Source organism: Oleidesulfovibrio alaskensis DSM 16109 (assembly GCF_000482745.1).
In the GTDB taxonomy this organism is placed as follows: Bacteria; Desulfobacterota; Desulfovibrionia; order Desulfovibrionales; family Desulfovibrionaceae; genus Oleidesulfovibrio; species Oleidesulfovibrio alaskensis.
In genome coordinates this window covers 245,702-262,508 of record NZ_AXWQ01000004.1, presented here as the reverse complement: position 1 = coordinate 262,508, position 16,807 = coordinate 245,702, and the positions used below count along the sequence as shown (strand labels likewise).

The 16,807-nt window shown below is 56.4% G+C and carries 16 protein-coding genes; 8 read left to right on the top strand and 8 right to left on the bottom strand.

The features are described from left to right. Positions 1-352 precede the first annotated feature (352 nt). The 6 genes from H586_RS0101405 to hydF all read left to right on the top strand — a co-directional run bounded on the left by H586_RS0101405 (position 353) and on the right by hydF (position 6,114). Positions 353-1,672 carry a [FeFe] hydrogenase, group A gene (locus H586_RS0101405; protein ID WP_011368163.1) on the top strand — a complete coding sequence of 440 codons (1,320 nt, stop codon included), beginning with the start codon at positions 353-355 and terminating at the stop codon, positions 1,670-1,672. Between the two features lie 9 nt (positions 1,673-1,681). Continuing rightward, the gene (locus H586_RS0101400) at positions 1,682-2,023 is read left to right on the top strand and encodes an iron hydrogenase small subunit (protein WP_011368162.1); all 342 of its coding nucleotides are present in this window, start codon (positions 1,682-1,684) and stop codon (positions 2,021-2,023) included. A 101-nt stretch (positions 2,024-2,124) separates the two neighbouring features. Beyond that, the gene (locus H586_RS0101395) at positions 2,125-2,382 is read left to right on the top strand and encodes a TM1266 family iron-only hydrogenase system putative regulator (RefSeq protein ID WP_011368161.1); all 258 of its coding nucleotides are present in this window, start codon (positions 2,125-2,127) and stop codon (positions 2,380-2,382) included. A gap of 13 nt (positions 2,383-2,395) precedes the next feature. Further along, on the top strand, positions 2,396-3,805 hold the full coding sequence (hydG, locus tag H586_RS0101390; RefSeq protein WP_011368160.1) for a [FeFe] hydrogenase H-cluster radical SAM maturase HydG: 1,410 nt from the start codon (positions 2,396-2,398) through the stop codon (positions 3,803-3,805). A gap of 100 nt (positions 3,806-3,905) precedes the next feature. Further along, positions 3,906-4,919 carry a [FeFe] hydrogenase H-cluster radical SAM maturase HydE gene (hydE, locus tag H586_RS0101385; RefSeq protein WP_011368159.1) on the top strand — a complete coding sequence of 338 codons (1,014 nt, stop codon included), beginning with the start codon at positions 3,906-3,908 and terminating at the stop codon, positions 4,917-4,919. Continuing rightward, a complete protein-coding gene (gene hydF, locus H586_RS0101380; protein WP_027181183.1) occupies positions 4,912-6,114 on the top strand; it encodes a [FeFe] hydrogenase H-cluster maturation GTPase HydF in 1,203 nt (400 codons plus the stop codon). Before hydE ends, hydF begins: the two co-directional genes overlap by 8 nt. Positions 6,115-6,526: 412 nt before the next feature. Here hydF and dsrP read toward each other — a convergent pair whose 3' ends face one another. From dsrP to H586_RS0101340, 7 genes are all read right to left on the bottom strand, one after another. Beyond that, positions 6,527-7,690: a sulfate reduction electron transfer complex DsrMKJOP subunit DsrP gene (gene dsrP / locus H586_RS0101370; protein ID WP_011368157.1), complete on the bottom strand. Its 1,164-nt coding sequence runs from the start codon at positions 7,688-7,690 to the stop codon at positions 6,527-6,529. Positions 7,691-7,701: 11 nt separating this feature from the next. Continuing rightward, on the bottom strand, positions 7,702-8,478 hold the full coding sequence (dsrO, locus tag H586_RS0101365; protein ID WP_011368156.1) for a sulfate reduction electron transfer complex DsrMKJOP subunit DsrO: 777 nt from the start codon (positions 8,476-8,478) through the stop codon (positions 7,702-7,704). Beyond that, complete coding sequence (dsrJ, locus tag H586_RS0101360; RefSeq protein WP_011368155.1) at positions 8,478-8,858, bottom strand: sulfate reduction electron transfer complex DsrMKJOP subunit DsrJ; 381 nt, start codon at positions 8,856-8,858, stop codon at positions 8,478-8,480. The genes dsrO and dsrJ overlap by 1 nt, the downstream gene beginning before the upstream one ends. Before the next feature lie 2 nt (positions 8,859-8,860). Further along, a complete protein-coding gene (gene dsrK / locus H586_RS0101355; RefSeq protein ID WP_011368154.1) occupies positions 8,861-10,471 on the bottom strand; it encodes a sulfate reduction electron transfer complex DsrMKJOP subunit DsrK in 1,611 nt (536 codons plus the stop codon). Between the two features lie 9 nt (positions 10,472-10,480). Further along, on the bottom strand, positions 10,481-11,485 hold the full coding sequence (gene dsrM, locus H586_RS0101350) for a sulfate reduction electron transfer complex DsrMKJOP subunit DsrM (protein ID WP_011368153.1): 1,005 nt from the start codon (positions 11,483-11,485) through the stop codon (positions 10,481-10,483). 30 nt (positions 11,486-11,515) lie between these two features. After that, complete coding sequence (locus tag H586_RS0101345) at positions 11,516-12,046, bottom strand: RsbRD N-terminal domain-containing protein (protein ID WP_011368152.1); 531 nt, start codon at positions 12,044-12,046, stop codon at positions 11,516-11,518. A 217-nt stretch (positions 12,047-12,263) separates the two neighbouring features. Further along, positions 12,264-13,277: a hypothetical protein gene (locus tag H586_RS0101340; protein ID WP_027181182.1), complete on the bottom strand. Its 1,014-nt coding sequence runs from the start codon at positions 13,275-13,277 to the stop codon at positions 12,264-12,266. 149 nt (positions 13,278-13,426) lie between these two features. Here H586_RS0101340 and H586_RS0101335 point away from each other — a divergent pair, with 149 nt between their 5' ends. Beyond that, positions 13,427-14,080: a M48 family metallopeptidase gene (locus tag H586_RS0101335; protein ID WP_162147933.1), complete on the top strand. Its 654-nt coding sequence runs from the start codon at positions 13,427-13,429 to the stop codon at positions 14,078-14,080. Positions 14,081-14,522: 442 nt separating this feature from the next. Here H586_RS0101335 and sat read toward each other — a convergent pair whose 3' ends face one another. Further along, positions 14,523-15,806 carry a sulfate adenylyltransferase gene (gene sat, locus H586_RS0101330; protein ID WP_011368149.1) on the bottom strand — a complete coding sequence of 428 codons (1,284 nt, stop codon included), beginning with the start codon at positions 15,804-15,806 and terminating at the stop codon, positions 14,523-14,525. A 624-nt stretch (positions 15,807-16,430) separates the two neighbouring features. On the opposite strand from sat, the gene rpsL reads away from it, so the two are divergent. Further along, positions 16,431-16,802 carry a 30S ribosomal protein S12 gene (gene rpsL / locus H586_RS0101320; RefSeq protein WP_011368148.1) on the top strand — a complete coding sequence of 124 codons (372 nt, stop codon included), beginning with the start codon at positions 16,431-16,433 and terminating at the stop codon, positions 16,800-16,802. Positions 16,803-16,807: the final 5 nt, after the last annotated feature.

The following is a 16,807-nucleotide window of genomic DNA, read 5'->3' as shown; positions in this document are numbered from 1 at the left end:
GCGGCGGGGTAAAGATATATCCCTCAGTCACAAGGTGTGCTGTTCTGGTGCACCAGCTTTATTATTCGTGCTACCTGTCTTTGCTTTTTTGCTTGCCACCGGCGCGGGAGTGTGCACCAGTCATTGCTTCTGCTCCGGGTTGTCGTTTGGGCTGGCAGCAAAAAATGAGTATGGACGGGATGTTCTTCAAGTGATTCTCCATTTCAGGTGTTGCGGCGGATATCATAGATGTGGTAGCCATATCCGCAGAATAGCACTGAAGCAGTGCAAGTATTACTAATGTTAATTTAGTAACACTTTTTCCATTGCTCTTGTCTATAAGAGCAGGCAACACTGAAGCAAGGAGAAGGTTATGGCTGGATGCAAAGCACAGCACCCGCCCGCAGCCTATCTGGCAGGGTTGGAAGTACCTGCCGCAGGCTCCGAGGTAACCATGGAAGGTGTTCGTTATAAAATGAACGCCCCCAAGGATGTAGACCCCGCAACCATCCGGTTTGTGGAGGTCGACCACGACAAGTGCATGGCGTGCGGCGAGTGTGAGTATCATTGTCCCACAGGCGTCATGCAGGAAGTGACCGAAGACGGCTATCGCGGTGTCGTGGACCCCGTGGCGTGCGTCAACTGCGGGCAGTGTCTTGCAAACTGTCCCTTCGGCGCCATCCATGAAGAGGTGTCGTTTGTAGGCGAATTATACGAAAAACTCAAGGATCCTGACACGGTTGTCGTATCCATGCCTGCTCCCGCCGTGCGCTATGCGCTGGGTGAATGCTTCGGGCTGCCTACGGGTACGTATGTGGGCGGGCAGATGCATGCCGCCCTGCGCCGTCTGGGCTTTAATCTGGTGTGGGATACGGAATGGACGGCTGACGTGACCATCATGGAAGAGGGCACCGAACTGCTGGAACGCGTGAAGCACGGCAATATGCCGCTGCCGCAGTTCACTTCCTGCTGCCCCGGGTGGATCAAGTTTGCCGAAACGTTCTACCCCGATCTGGAAAAGCACCTTTCCACCTGTAAATCCCCCATTGCCATGATCGGCCCGCTTGCCAAAACGTATGGCGCGCAGGAGGCCGGGGTACCCGCCAAAAAAATGTACACCGTGTCCATCATGCCCTGCATAGCCAAAAAGTTTGAAGGTATGCGGCCTGAAATGAATGCCAGCGGGTACAGAGACATCGACGCCACCATCACCACGCGTGAGCTGGCATGGATGATTAAAAAAGCGGGCATCGACTTCACTTCGCTGCCTTCCGAAGAACCGGATCCCGCGCTGGGCATGTCCACTGGTGCTGCCACCATTTTCTGCACCAGCGGCGGTGTAATGGAAGCTGCCCTGCGTCTGGCGTATGAAGCGCTGTCCGGCGGCACCCTTGCCGACCCCGACATCAAGGTGGTGCGCACGCATGAGGGTATAAATACGGCAGAAGTGCCCGTACCCAACTTCGGCACCGTGAAAGTGGCCGTGGCAAGCGGTCTGGACAATGCCGCCAAGCTGTGCGAGGAAGTGCGCGCAGGCAAATCGCCTTACCACTTCATCGAGGTGATGACGTGTCCCGGCGGCTGCGTAAACGGCGGCGGGCAACCGCTTGAACCGGGCATGCTGCAGTCTTCCCTTTTCAAGAGCACTATCACCAAGATCAACCGTCGGTTTACCAGACGGTCTGTGGCATAGGAGGATGGCATGAGCAGATTAGGTACGGTATCCCGTCGCGGATTTATCAAGCTCGCCGGCTTTGCGGCCGGTTATGCCGTTTTCGGCTTTAATATGGCACGGCAGGCATGCGCCGCCACGCTGGAATTCATCGGAATCCGGCAGAAATCCGTCTATGCGACGGACCGCAATGTCTACGCCATCCGTAAATCGCAGGACAACCCCATGGTGCAGAAACTGTATGCCAAAGACGGTTTTTTGCATGATGGCCCCTGCGGTCATAAATCGCACGAACTGCTGCATACCCACTATGTGGACAGAAGTGCAGCTCTTGAGGCTCTGCGCGCCAAAGGCGTGAAGCTGAGCCTGTAAAAGCATCAACGGGCAGTCTGCGGGAAGGTATTACACTGACCCAGAGGCCTGCCCTCTACTGTGTCCGGTGCGCAGGTAGCACCGGATCGGGGTATACATCCATGAACAACGCTACGACCCGCAAAAGAATGGGGGTTGTCAGCATTATCATCAGCGACAGAAAGCGCGATGCCACTGCTGTAAATGAGATACTAACAACCCACGGAGAGCTGATTCTGGCCCGCATGGGGTTGCCGTGTCCCGAGCGGGGGCTTGCCGTCATTGCCCTGATCGTCGAAGCCTCCACGGACGAGATAGGTTCGTTGACGGGCAGGCTGGGACGGCTGGAAAGTGTAACGGTGAAAGCGTCTCTAGTCTGATGCCGGAGTACGTATGTCTTTTGATTCCCGTTCCCTGCCAGGCTTCATAGACGAAGAAAAAATCGAATCTGTGATTGCCGCAACGGCCAAACCTGACGCTGTGCGTGTGCGCGAAATTCTCGCCAAGGCACGTGAAGCAAAGGGCCTTGATGCCGAAGAGACCGCAACCCTGCTGCAACTCGATAACGAAGAACTGGATGCGGAGCTGTTTGCCACAGCCAAAAAGGTTAAACAGACCATCTACGGTAACCGGCTTGTTCTTTTTGCTCCTCTTTATATTACCAACGAATGCTATAACCGGTGTGCCTATTGCGGATTTAACGCCACAAACAGCGATCTGAAGCGCCGGACTCTCTCGGAAGATGAAATCCGGGCCGAAGTGGAAGTGCTGGAACGTCTGGGGCATAAGCGCCTGCTGCTTGTGTACGGAGAGCACCCGCGCCTTGATGCTGACTGGATGGCACGCACCATTCAGGTGGTGTATGATACTGTTTCTGAAAAAAGCGGTGAAATCCGCCGTGTGAACATCAACTGTGCCCCGCAGACCGTGGACGGCTTCAGAAAGCTGCACGATGTGGGCATAGGTACCTACCAGTGCTTTCAGGAAACCTACCACAAGGCGACGTATGACAAGGCGCATCTGGGCGGTCCCAAAAAGGATTACCTGTGGCGGTTGTATGCCATGCACCGCGCCATGGAGGCCGGCATCGACGACGTGGGCATGGGCCCCCTGCTCGGTCTGTACGACTACCGGTTTGAGATTCTTGCACTGATGCAGCATGCCGCCGATCTGGAAAAACATTTCGGCGTAGGCCCGCATACCATCTCTTTCCCCAGGCTGGAACCGGCCCTCAATGCCGATATGGCATTCAATCCGCCGCACCCGCTCACCGATTCCCAGTTTAAACGAATGGTTGCCGTGCTCCGGCTGGCAGTGCCGTATACAGGGCTTATTCTCAGCACGCGTGAAAATGCAGCCATGCGGCGTGAACTGCTTGAGCTGGGCGTTTCGCAGATCAGTGCGGGTTCGCGCACCTATCCGGGGGCCTACAGCGACCCGAGCTACGACCGGCCCGATGTGCAGCAGTTCTGCGTAGGCGACAGCCGCAGTCTGGACGAGGTCATAGCGGAGCTTGTCTCTTTGGGATACCTGCCCTCGTGGTGCACGGCCTGTTACCGTCTGGGCCGTACCGGCGAACACTTTATGGAGCTGGCAAAAAAAGGCTTCATTCAGGAATTCTGCCATCCCAACGCGCTGCTTACTTTCAATGAATATCTGCATGACTACGCTTCTGAATCGACACGCGAAGCGGGCAGAAAGCTTATTGAAAAAGAGGCGGCAGGCTGTCCGGAAAACAGGCGCGAGCTTGTTGCTTCGCGTCTGCAGCGCATAGACGGCGGCGAGCGCGATTTGTACATCTGATCCGTTCTTTCAGGCATATAAAGCGGCCGGAAGCTCCGGCTTCCGGCCGCTTTACCATTACGTGCTCTATAGCTGAAATTTCTCTTTTCCCGGGCGGGTTATGACATCCAGAGATATTTTGGAAATGCTGGCTGCCACCGGCGGCGGCCCCGTGTACGCAGAGGCGCGCACCGTTGCTGACAGGTTTTTCGGGCGCGGCGTATATGTCCGCGGTGTTGTCGAGTTTTCAAACCATTGCAGAAAAAACTGCCATTACTGCGGACTGCGCGTTGCCAACACAGGGCTTGAACGTTTCCGGCTGGAGCCGGAAGGCATTCTGGCGGCAGCGGCATTGGCGCGCGAGCTGGGGGCGGGTACCGTGGTGCTCCAGTCGGGCGAAGACCTGCGCTACGACAGGCGGGTTATCGGCGATCTTGTCCGGCGCATCAGGGATACGCTGGATGTGGCGGTGACTCTTTCGCTGGGGGATTTTGACCGGGACACATATGCCTACTGGCGTGACTGCGGTGCGGACAGGTATCTTCTCAAAATGGAAACTTTTGATGAAGCTCTGCATGCGCGTCTGCGCCCCGGCTGTACGGTTGCTGACCGGCTTGCCCGCGTGGAGATGCTGCAGTCCTTGGGGTATGAAACGGGATCGGGCATCATCGTAGGTCTGCCGGGTATGACCGACGCCATACTGGCGGAGGATATACACAGACTTTCACAGCTCGGCCTTGAAATGATTGCCGCCGGTCCGTTCATTCCTCACCCGAGCACCCCTCTGGCTGCCCCTGTGGATCATGCCATTGAAAAAAGCCTGCTGGTGACAGCAGTTCTGCGGCTTTTGAATCCCGGGGCCAATATTCCCGCCACAAGTGCTCTGGATGCACTGGCAGCCGATGGACGCACCCGCGGGCTGGATGCCGGGGCCAACGTTGTCATGCCTTCGGTCACTCCCGACGCGGTGCGCGGCGGCTACTCCATATATCCGGGAAAAAACGCTGCAGGGCGCGATGTGCGCGATGCCGTGCACGGTCTTTTTGAACGTCTGAGAAATGCCGGGTACACCCCTGTTGCTGACAAAGGCTTCAGCCGGATTGCCGGGGCATGCGGAGGAAATGCTGATGTCTGATAAAGCGCCACGCGGCGAACGGCTGGTGATTACTCTTGTGGGACGGCGTAATGCCGGTAAGTCTTCGCTTATCAACGCCCTTGCCGGTCAGCAGATAGCCATAGTTTCCGATGTTCCCGGCACAACGACGGATCCGGTGGCAAAGCCCTATGAGCTGCTGCCGCTGGGACCGGTTACTTTTTATGACACGGCCGGGCTGGACGATTCCGGTGAGCTGGGCGAAATGCGGGTCCGTTCGGCCAGAAAGGTGCTGGCCCGTACGGATGTCGCGCTGCTGGTTGTCAGTGAAGCCGGTATGGAAGAGGCGGAAAAGCGGATGCTGGCCGATCTGCAGGCAATGGAAATTTCCGCGCTGGTTGTTTTTAACAAACAGGATATAGCAGATGTGCGGCCCGAAGATGCTCGTTTTTGCCACGAGGCAGGAGTCCGCCATGTGCAGGTTTCTTCCGTGGCGCAAAAGGGTATCAGCGAGCTGAAGTCGGCCATTGTCGAAATGGTGCCCGAAGAGCTGAAAGCGGATCCTGTGCTTGTTTCCGATCTTATTTCCGAAGGTGATACAGTTCTTTGTGTAGTCCCCATTGATCTGGCTGCCCCGAAGGGGCGTCTGATCCTGCCGCAGGTGCAGGTGCTGCGCGATGTTCTGGACGCGGACGCCATGGGGATGGTGGTGAAGGAGCGCGAACTGGAAGCTGCTCTGGACAAGCTTGTATCGCCGCCGGCGCTGGTGATCACTGATTCGCAGGTGGTGCTCAAAGTGGCCGGTGACGTTGACGATGACATTCCCATGACCACTTTTTCCACATTGTTTGCCCGCTATAAGGGTGACCTTGAGCTGCTTGTCCGAGGTGCCCGCGCCATCGACTCCCTGCGCGACGGCGACACAGTGCTGATGTGCGAAGCCTGTTCGCACCATGCCGTTGCCGATGATATCGGCAGGGTGAAGATACCCCGCTGGATCACACAGTACACCGGCAGAGAGCTTTCATTCGAAATGTATGCGGGGCATGATTTCCCCGAAGATCTTGAAAGATACGCACTGGCTGTGCACTGCGGCGGCTGCATGACCAACCGCGCCGAAATGATGCGGCGCATACGCGAATGTACACGCAGAGGGGTGCCCGTCACAAATTACGGCGTGGCCATTTCAAAGGTGCAGGGCGTTCTGGAGCGGGTCATCGCTCCTTTCGGGTTGTAACGGGGCTGTTTCGGCTTTTCCGGCGGAGCCTGTCCGTAATGCCGTTGCAGGGCTGATTTGTGTTGCCGCCGGTGCAGCGGTGTGCCGTCAGCATCCGGCCTGTATGCTGTTTCTCGGTTTTTTCTTCTGATGCTGCCGGTGCCGGTTGCCGTACATGGATTATCTTCCGGCAACGCAGCAATGCGCATGCTTATATCCGCTGCGGCAAGGCAGCCGGCTCCGTAACTTACATACTTGCATTGCGGGCTCATCTGCTTTGTGCGGTGTTCCGAACAGCCTGCAGTCACGTTGACCCGAGATACCGGCCATATCACGCCGGTCTTTGTTCTCTTCCGGCAAGACGGGAATAAAAAGAAAAGAGCCTGCCCGAAAACGGGCAGGCTCTTGTATTATCTGTCGGGACAGAACGCGGCTACAGTGTGCCCCGTTCCTCCTTCACGCCCAGCGCAACTTTCCACAGGATGGATACCACCAGAGCTCCCACAGAGAAGATGCCCAGCGAAATGAGCAGCTCGGGAACTGTCGGTGCGTATACTGTCACCTTGTCAAAGACGTTGGGGGTAAAACCGGCGATGATCAGGCCGAGCCCCTTGTCAATCCAGCTTGCGGCAACCAGCAGAGCCAGCGCAAAAGGCAGCACGCGGGTATTGTCGCGGATGTGCGGCGGAATGAGCAGCACAAGAGACAGGATAGCCATGATGGCGCCTGCCCACATCCACGGGGTGATCCAGTCCACATGGCCGTTGTGACCGGCAAACATGTAGGCGATGGGATGTGCGTGACCGGGAATGCCGCTGTAGAACGCGGTGAAGACTTCCAGCAGGAAGAAGAACACGTTGATGCACATGGCGTACGTGATGATCTTCGTCAGGGTCTGCACGGCTTCCGTCTCCAGAGTCAGTCTGGTGAACTTGCGCAGTGTGAACAGCAGAAGCAGCAGTATTGCCGGACCGGAGCAGAACGCCGAAGCCAGGAAGCGGGCCCCCATGATGGCGGTAAGCCAGTAATGGCGGCCGGGGATACCGGCGTACAGGAAAGCCGTAACGGTGTGAATGCTGAAAGCCCAGACAATGGACAGGTAAATCAGCGGTTTCACCCACGAAGGCGGTTCCACGTCGTGACGTTCGGCTTCCAGAGTCACCCAGCCAATGACGGCATTGAGGATGAGGTAGCCCACAAGAACCATCATGTCATAGAACATGACGGAGTTAGGCGTGGGGTGCAGCATCACGTTGAGAGCACGCTGCGGCTGGCCGAGGTCGGCCATGATGAACAGCATGCACATCAGCACCGCGCCGATGGCCATGAATTCACCGAAGATGATTATCTTCTTGAATTTTTTGTAGTGGTGGAAGTACGCAGGCAGCACCAGCATAACAGCGGATGCGGCCACCCCGACCAGATACGTGAACTGGGCAATGTAAAATCCCCAGGAAACGTCACGGCTCATACCGGTAATGGCAAGCCCGTGCTTCATCTGGAAGGTGTACGTAAACAAGCCGAGGCCGATAAGTGAACCGAGGAAGGCCAGCCAGATGTAATAACCCGGAGAGCCTTTGAGCGCTTTTTCGATCATGGCATCTCCCCTTAGATGATGTAGTATACACCGGGCTGCGTGCCCAGAGATGGTTTACGGCGGATGGTGAAGTTTTCGGCCAGAACCTGACGCACTTCGGAATCCGGATCGTTCAGATCGCCAAAGACAATGGCACCTTCAGACGCTTCAACGCAGGAGGGCATCAGCCCCTGAGCCAGACGTTCGACGCAGAAGTTGCATTTTTCAACAACGCCGCGCATACGTGTGGGGAATGCGGGGTTGGTGATATCCTTCAGGTATTCTCTGGGGTTGCCGTAGTTGAAGCTACGCGCGCCGTAGGGGCAGCCTGCCATGCAGAACCGGCAGCCGATGCAGCGGTGGTAGTCCATGGCAACAATGCCGTCGGGGCGTTTGTAAGTGGCCTTTGTGGGGCACACACGGACGCACGGCGGGTTTTCGCAGTGGTTGCACAGCAGCAGAAAGTCCCGCTCCTTCACTTCATCGGACAGATGGTTGTTGGCCTGTTCGGGGAAGGTGTGCTCGTACTTGTCCGTCCACAGCCACATAATGTGCTGATCATTGGGAATGTCGGGCACATTGTGCTGCTTGTGGCAGGCCGTGATGAGCTTCTGGAAGTCTTCGGGAGTCTCGAACTTGCGGGTATCGATAACCATGGCCCAGCGACCGGCATGCAGCGCATGGGCATTGGCGCTGTAAGGATCCTTTTTAGGCGCAGCCAGCGCTTCTGCCACTCCAATCGCGGAACCAGCGCCAAGACCGAGGGCCGACAGACCAGCAATCTTGAGGAATCTTCTTCTGTCGAACATTACTGGTTCCCCCTGGGGGCTACGTGGCAATCCCAGCAGTAGGGATCGACACTGTTGGTTTCGTGACACTTATCGCAGAATTCGGCCTTGTTGGTGTGGCACTGCATGCAGGTATTCTGCAGGCTTGTTTCCCACACTTTGCCGTTGGATGCGGTGTAAGTGCGTTTGCCTTCGCGCAGCGCTTCGTCGCGCCATGTATCAAGCAGGTTCATGTGCTCGGTGCGCATGTATTCCACAGGCTCGATGCATTCTTTCTGGTCTGCGGGCAGAGCCAGTTCAGGACGCTTGTATTCGGCGGAAACCAGATTCACCCAGAAGGGGAAGGTCACCAGACCCACGAAGATGAGCAGTCCGGGGATGATGTATTTGCTGTTATACATGGTTATTCATCCTCCATGCCCGGCAGATCTTCCTGCCTCAGGTCAACGGTACGCTTCTGTTCGCCCTTCATGACCAGTGCGTTGGCCACCAGTTCGTGCGTGCCGTATATGGAAACGCCCGGAGCCCAGTAGTCGGCCAGGGGAATCAGGGTGGCACGGTCGATGGCGCAGATGCAGGCCATGGCGTTTACGTCATGCTTCTGCTGCACATACCGCAGGGCATTGCCGCGGGGCAGTGCGCCGCGCATGCGCAGTTCCATTATTTCATCCGTATTCAGACCGGAGCCGGCACCGCAGCAGAAGGTCTGCTCGCGGGTGGTTCCTTCGGGCATTTCAAAGTAGTTGTTGCACACCGCTTTGATGACTTCGCGCGGTTCTTCAAAAAGACCCATGGCACGTGCAGGGTTGCACGAGTCGTGGAACGTGACGCGCAGGTGGTCGTTACGGCTGGGGTCAAGACGCAGCTTGTTGTGCTTTATCAGGTCTGCAGTAAACTCGGTGATGTGCACCATCTTTGTATCGGCTGCGTTATGGAACACGGTGCCGGTGATGGGGTTGACGGGAGTTTCCATGCAGGAGGGCGTGGAACCGTTCATGGTGCCCATGTACTGGTTGATCACGCGCCACATGTGACCGCATTCGCCGCCCAGAATCCATTTGGAACCCAGACGCTCGGCTTCGGCGTACATTTTGGCGTTCAGCTTTTTCATCATGTCAGCTGACGTGAACAGACCGAAGTTGCCGCCTTCTGATGCGTAGGTGGACAGGGTATAGTCCAGCCCTATCTCGTGGAAGAGCATCAGATATCCCATGAAGGTGTAAATACCCGGATCGGCGAAAACGTCGCCGGAGGGGGTGATGAACAGCACTTCGTGGCCCGGTTCGTTGAACGGGGGATTGATGCGGATGCCTGTGATGTCTTCGATGTCGTCACACAGGAATTCCACGATTTCCTTGAAGGCATGCGGCTGGATGCCGAGGTGGTTGCCTGTGCGGTTACAGTTGGACACCGGCTCCATGATCCAGTTGATGCCGAGGCCGAGTTCATGCAGCAGCTCACGCGCCATCATGGTTATTTCGGCGGTGTCGATGCCGTAGGGGCAGTATACCGAGCAACGGCGGCATTCAGTGCACTGATAGAAGTAGTAGAACCACTCCTTGATCACGTCTTTATCAAGCTTTCTGGCACCTGCCAGCTTGCCCAGAATTTTACCGGCGGTGGTGAAATCGCGGCGGTAGACCGAGCGCAGCAGTTCGGCGCGCAGCACGGGCATGTTTTTGGGGTCGCCGGTGCCGATGAAAAAGTGACACTTGTCGGCGCATGCGCCGCAGCGCACGCAGATATCCATGAAGACCTTGAAGGAACGGTATTTTTCCAGCCGCTCCTGCATGGCGTTATAGATAATCTCTTCCCAGTTTTCGGGCAGGCCCCAGTCTTCTTCGGCGGGGTTCCACGTGTGCGGGTTGGGCATGCCCAGCCCTTCCATGATTTCAGCTTTGGCAGGGTAGCAGAAGCTGCCGTCGACGAACTCCGGTTTGGTGTCCATCCAAGAGCCTGCAGGCATGCTGTAATCTACTTTGACCAGTTCTTCAGGGGTTGGCACCTTAGGCATGGCTACTCCTTACTCCTTGGAAGCTTCGTCAGGTTTCTTCATGAGAGGGAGGCCCGCTTCAAACATGGGTTCCCTGAAATCGTCCTCGTACTCTTCGTAAGTGCGGTACTTCTTGGGCGGGTTCCAGGGGTTCACGTGGCGCACGGCGCGGCTGTTGTTGGGCAGGTTCCTGGTAGGACTCAGGAAAACGCCGCCCATGTGCATCAGCTTGCTGAAAGGGAAGTACATAAGCAGTACGCTCAGCAGGAACAGGTGCACATAGAACATTGCGCCGATGCCTTCGGGGACAACGGGGTTCAACGTCACAAGACCCATGGTAAGAACCTTTACCGAGGCAATGTCGACCTTGGTGAAGTACCGCATGCAGATACCGCTGCCCACCAGACCGAGAATAAGGAACAGGGGGAAGTAGTCGTTGGGAAGCGAAATGTAGCGGATTTTGTCATTGAACAGCCGGCGGCCGATAAGGTAGAGCACCGCAGCCATAATGATGACATCGGTCATGAACAGGCGCGGAACGCCAACCTGCATCATTCCGTCCAGCAGTTCCAGTCCGCCCACGGCAAAGGGCACAGGTTCCATGAAGAACCGGAAGTGGCGGATGAAAATGGTCAGAAAACAGTAGTGGAAAAGAAGGGCAAAAAGCCACAGCCACTTGGAGGAGTAATAGACCACACGCGGGCCTTTCTCCAGAGACACTTCGGTGTTGCGGAACAGAGATCTGAACGTCAACACCTCAAGGATCATGCGGCCCCACACTCCGGCGTTGGAGGAAGGGTTGTCCAGAGGACTGGGCTTGATCCAGGGCAAAGATTTCTGCTGTCCACTCGTTGTCGGGATGCGGAAAGGAACGGGCGATTTTGCCCAATCCATGATTCTGTACACGAATCCCGCCAGGAACACGAGCACTGCGGCTAATGGTATAATCACCCCGAATAATTGCTGAAAGCCAGATGCGGCTCCCAGCCAGGCGATACACCCGAGCGCAATGACCGCCAAGAGTGAAATAATCATTCCGTTACCTCGCTGCTAGGCTATCGGTTGTTATATGTCCGGTTCCCCTGCCGGCGTATCCAATATACGTTCAGCTCTGCGTATGAGCTGTGCGTAGCGACGCTTGTACTCTTCGGCACGCATTATGTGCAGTTTTTCACGGCACTTGGCGTATATGCCAAAGGAAATGAGCACCATGGTGTCTATCTGGCTTTCCAGTGCGAGCAGCTGCGGATAAAGCCGGTGTTCCGCAATCTGTGCACCAAGCGCATTGCGCACGATGGTTTTTAAAAAGTAAATGACGGCGACGGCCTGTTCGGGAGTAAAGCTCTGGATGGCGCGTATGCGGATGATATCATCCAGAGGTTGTGCCGCTTTTTCCGGATCTATGCCGTCTTCTGCCAGCATATCGAAAAGGGCGGCGACTGCTTTTTCGGTCTTGTCACCTACGGGGTTGTGAAACTGGTCTTTACGGCTGCGCAAAAAGCCAACAGTATCTATGGGATACGTTTCCTGTATCTGCGCAATCCATTGGCCGACCAGTGTTTCTCTGTTCGCTTTCAGCAAATCGTAGATAGTCATTTGCCCTTACCTGATGATGGTTGCAGGTTTGTGCCCGGCTGGAACAGCGCAACCCCTATAAAGGGTTTTGCCGCGCTTGTCCAAGTAATTTCAACGGACTGAGAGCGCCGCTTCTGTCCTTTCCGACCTGCAATCCGGTACGTAAAGATAATTATTTTTTTCACATAGTAGGATTCGCATGAAAGGTCAATGAAACAGCACGTTTTTGAGCGGCTAATCAGTTTGAAACATCTTCAGGAACATTGTCGAACAGTTCATCAAGCTGACTGTCGCTGGGAGACGGACTGCGCAGCAAAGGGGCGGGCTGCCTGCCGGTGTCGTCGCAGTCCTGATCTGTCTGTTCGCTGCAGCCTGCAAAACCGCCCGCAGGATCAGGAATAAAGGACATGCCTTGTTCAGCACCGCCCAGCCGGGCGGGTTTGCCGGCTGTAACAATGGCCGGAATCGTGGTTATGCCCATCCGCGCAAGGCGGGCTTTGTTTTGCAGAGTGCGCCACTGCAGCATTGCCACTTCGGCCGGGGGAACGCCGTTCTGCAGCGGTACAGCGGCGGTTATGCTGGTGCGGAATGCGGCGTATACACTTCGCCCCGCCTTCAGCTCCTCCTGCATTTTTTTTATGCGCAGCAGGTCTGATGTTGATTCTGCAACGGGAAAGTACGCCACCTGCTGCGGGTTATTCTGGCTGATGGCCAGCACGGCCTCTTTGCAGGCGGGGCAGCTCGGGGAAAAATATATCTGCAGGGCAGCCTGTTCCGGTCCGTGAATTATCCAGCCGCCGGTCATTTCTCCTGCCGTCGCGAAAATGTTGGGCGTAAAGAGCGAGAGCCATATGAGAGCCAGTGCCGTACGTATCCGTTGCGGCCGCTTGCTGTCTGCAGTCAGCGTCCAGTACAGCCAGATGATTATCAGTGCCGCACACAGGCAGGGTATGCAGGGGGCGGTGAATATCATTATAAATAAGAACAACAGGTCGCCCAGCAGCATGAGCATGGCAACGCCGCGTGCCATCCGCGTACGGCCGATCATACACAGCAGGGCAGTGATGCCGAAGGCGCCCGCCCCTGCCCACCATGGGGAGATGCCGGCGATGGTGATATCACGGAACAGGGCGCAGCCGCTGGTGAAGCACAGGGCTTCGGCCTGAAAAATGCCGCCGTAAAGACAGAGGGCAAGGCCGGCAAGCGCTATGAGTGTTCCGCTCAGATGGGCTTTTCTACGGGTCTCGAACATGTATCCTCCGGTTGGCAACGGACTGGGTGCAGGCACTGTACTTCGCGTTTGAGCAAGGGTAAAGACCCGTCATGAGTCAGCATACGGAAAATTTGATAGCGCATGTGCTTGCGCATTATACAGTCAGGCACAGCAGCAGGGCCAGACGTATGTCTCTGCGCCTGATATCTTCAGGTCTTGAGGTTGTACTTCCGGCAGGAGCAGATCCTGCCCTGGCTTCTGTGTTCGTCCGTGAACACCACGACTGGATAGCGGAGGCCGTGAAGCGCAACCGCGCACGTCTGGAGCCGGTTCTGTGTCGCCCCTTGTTTCCCGAAGAACTGCAGCTGCGCGCAACGGGTGAGACATTCCGGCTGCGCGTGACCGCTGCAACGGGAAAATCCAGCCTGTCCGTGAACCGCAGTGAGCTGTGCGTGGCGGTTGCCGGCACTGGCTCGGATGCGGCTGTGACGATGCTGCTCGGCTGGCTGAAGCGAAAGGGGCATGCTTTTCTTGTTCCGCGGTGTCGAGAGCTGGCTGAACGTCACGGTCTGGAACCGGCTGCAGTGCGCATAGCCGTACCGGGCAGGCGCTGGGGCAGCTGCTCGGCGCGGGGAACCGTCATGCTGAACGCCAGACTGCTTTTTCTGCCGCCGGCGCTGTGCGATGCGGTGATTTATCATGAACTGGCGCACCTTGTCTTTCTGGATCATTCCCAAAAATTCTGGCGATATCTTGTGCAACTTCAGCCCGATGCTGTCACTCATGACACCGCTTTGAAGGAAGCCGGACGCTATCTGCCCGGCTGGGCTGCCATGCGTTGAGACTCTGTGTTCTTGATCTGGTCTGCAGCCTGTTGGCGCGGTGGCTGTCCGACGGGGGAGTCCGGCTGCGTTCTTCCGCCTGTTTGCAGGTGCCCGCGTCTGCGTGCGGTTTGCGTGAAGTTAGCGGCGGTTTTCGGCGGTTTGCGGGCCGACGGCAGGCCGATTGCAGGGAATTATATGTCCGCGATCAGGGTGTTGCCTGTCGGCAATGCCTTCCGTTGCTTCCGGCACCGGTGGCAGTGCCGTACCATACCTGAGGTTACGCAGTGCTTCGGGCCTCAGGTGCGGATACGTTCCGAGCCGGACGTGGTCAGCAGGCAGACGCCCGTAGGGGCGGGACAACGGGACTTTAAACCGGCAGGCCGGTGACCGCCTGTGCATATAAAAAAGGGGGAGACATATGTCTCCCCCTCTGTACTTGCAAAGCGGATGCAGCCGGAGGCTACATCTGGGAACCGGAAGCAGCGCGCTGCATTTTCACTTCAACCTTTTCGGTCAGGCCGCCGTAGTACTCGCGCAGAATGTCGAGTACTTCTTCGCGACCGAAGTGATCCGGAACATCGGAGCCTTCGGACAGGGCTTTACGCAGCTTGGTGCCGGACAGCAGGACGCGGTCTTCCTTGCTGTGGGGGCAGGTGCGCAGAGAAGCCATGCCGTCGCACTTGAAGCAGTAGAAGGTCCAGTCAATCTTCAGGGGTTCGCAAAGCAGAGCCTTGCCGGGTTCGGGGCAGGCTTCCTTGGCGTAAGGAATCTTGTCGAAGATGGTCTGGGCTTCGAACATACCGTAGAAGTCACCCACACCGGCGTGGTCACGACCGATGATCATGCGGCTTACGCCGTAGTTCTGGCGGAAGGTTGCGTGCAGCAGGCCTTCGCGGGGACCGGCGTAACGCATGTCGAGGGGGTAACCGGCCTGAATGACGTTTTCCTTCACGAAGTACTTTTCAACCAGCGTGTCGATGCACTTCACGCGGACTTCGGCAGGAATGTCGCCGGGCTTCAGGGAGCCCACGAGGGAGTGGATAACCACGCCGTCACACACTTCAACAGCGATTTTGGCAAGGTATTCGTGCGAACGGTGCATGGGGTTACGCAGCTGCAGAGCGGCAACGTTGGACCAGCCGCGTTCTTCGAGTTCTGCACGCAGTTCTGCGGGGCGCTTGTACACACCGGCAAACTTGGTGGGGAAGTCGCCTTCGGAAAGAACCTTGACGGGACCGGCCACGTTGAACTCTTTCTGAGCCATGACCATCTTCACGCCGGGGTGGTCTTCTTCAGCGATGTCCCAGAACTTTTCAGAGTCGGGGCCTTCACCCTTGAACACAAGCTCGCATTCCCACTTTTTGTCGGCATCGGTCATTTCGTAGAGTTCTTCCACCTTCATGGTGGCGAACACTTCACCGCCGCGAACGAGGGCGATTTCGTCGCCTTCCTTCATGGAAGCTGCTTCTTCCTTGGAAACGTCCAGAGTCACAGGCACAGGCCAGAAGGTGCCGTCAGCCAGAGTCATCTTTTCGCAGACGCTCTTCCAGTCAGCCTTTTTCATGAAGCCGCTCAGCGGGGAGAAACCGCCGGTGCCCATCATGATCAGGTCGCCCTTGGCGCGGGAGCTGATCTCGATCTGCTTGAGGCCGGCGGCCTTCTTCAGTTCAGCTTCCTTTTCAGCACCTTCGAGCAGGCAGCAGACAAGACCTTTACCGCCATGAGGGGGGACCAAATTGGACATAGCTTCCATCCTCCGAAAATTATAGTTTTTGCAATGTAGGACGCATCCGGCGGATGCGAGCCAAAAAATTCCATGCATTAAAGATCGTGCCGATGCAATGAAGCAACGATCGTGAGCACGTGACAACGTCTTGTGAAATTTTTAGCAAAATGTCAAGCGGCAAAATAAGAATAAAAAAAAGACATAAACATGGGGTGATAGCGTAAGCACATGAAGGGCTGCACGGTTGGGTTTTGCCGGCTTTTTAGCAGCACGTGGCCGCACCGGTGGCTACCGGCTGGCGGAAAAGCGACTTTTTGTTGTCGGTGTAGATGTGATAATTGTAACAAGGTGTACAGGGAATGATTTTTTTGCAGGGCAGACAGAGAAACTGCTTGTCTCCTGCGGCTAATTGGCGTATCGGGTCATGTTCAAGTTTGCTTGCAGGGTGAGAATACGATTGAAAGCAAGGCTGCTGGGCTTTTCAGTCGAAGTCCCCAAGCGAAGCGTACAGGTGATTTTAAGGATGGCTTCATAGGTGATCGGAGTTCTCCTCGGACCGCCGTTGTTGACAGTGTGTCGGCAATGGCGTATTGCCTTGCGTCTTTAGCGAATGACATCGATCCATTTCCACGGAGGAAACTGATGCCCACTATCAACCAGCTCATCAGAAAAGAGCGTAAAAAGGTTGCTAAGCGGAAGAAGACTCCCGCGCTTCAGGCTTGCCCGCAGCGCCGTGGGGTTTGCACCCGCGTGTATACCACAACGCCTAAGAAGCCGAACTCGGCTTTGCGTAAAGTCGCCCGTGTGCGCCTGACCAATGCTATTGAAGTGACCGCCTACATTCCCGGTGAAGGTCACAACCTGCAGGAGCACTCTGTTGTTATGATCCGCGGCGGTCGTGTAAAAGACTTGCCCGGTGTACGTTACCATATTGTTCGTGGTACTCTGGATACTGCCGGCGTGCAGGATCGCCGCCAGGGACGTTCCAAGTACGGCGCCAAGCGTCCGAAGTAGCGAAG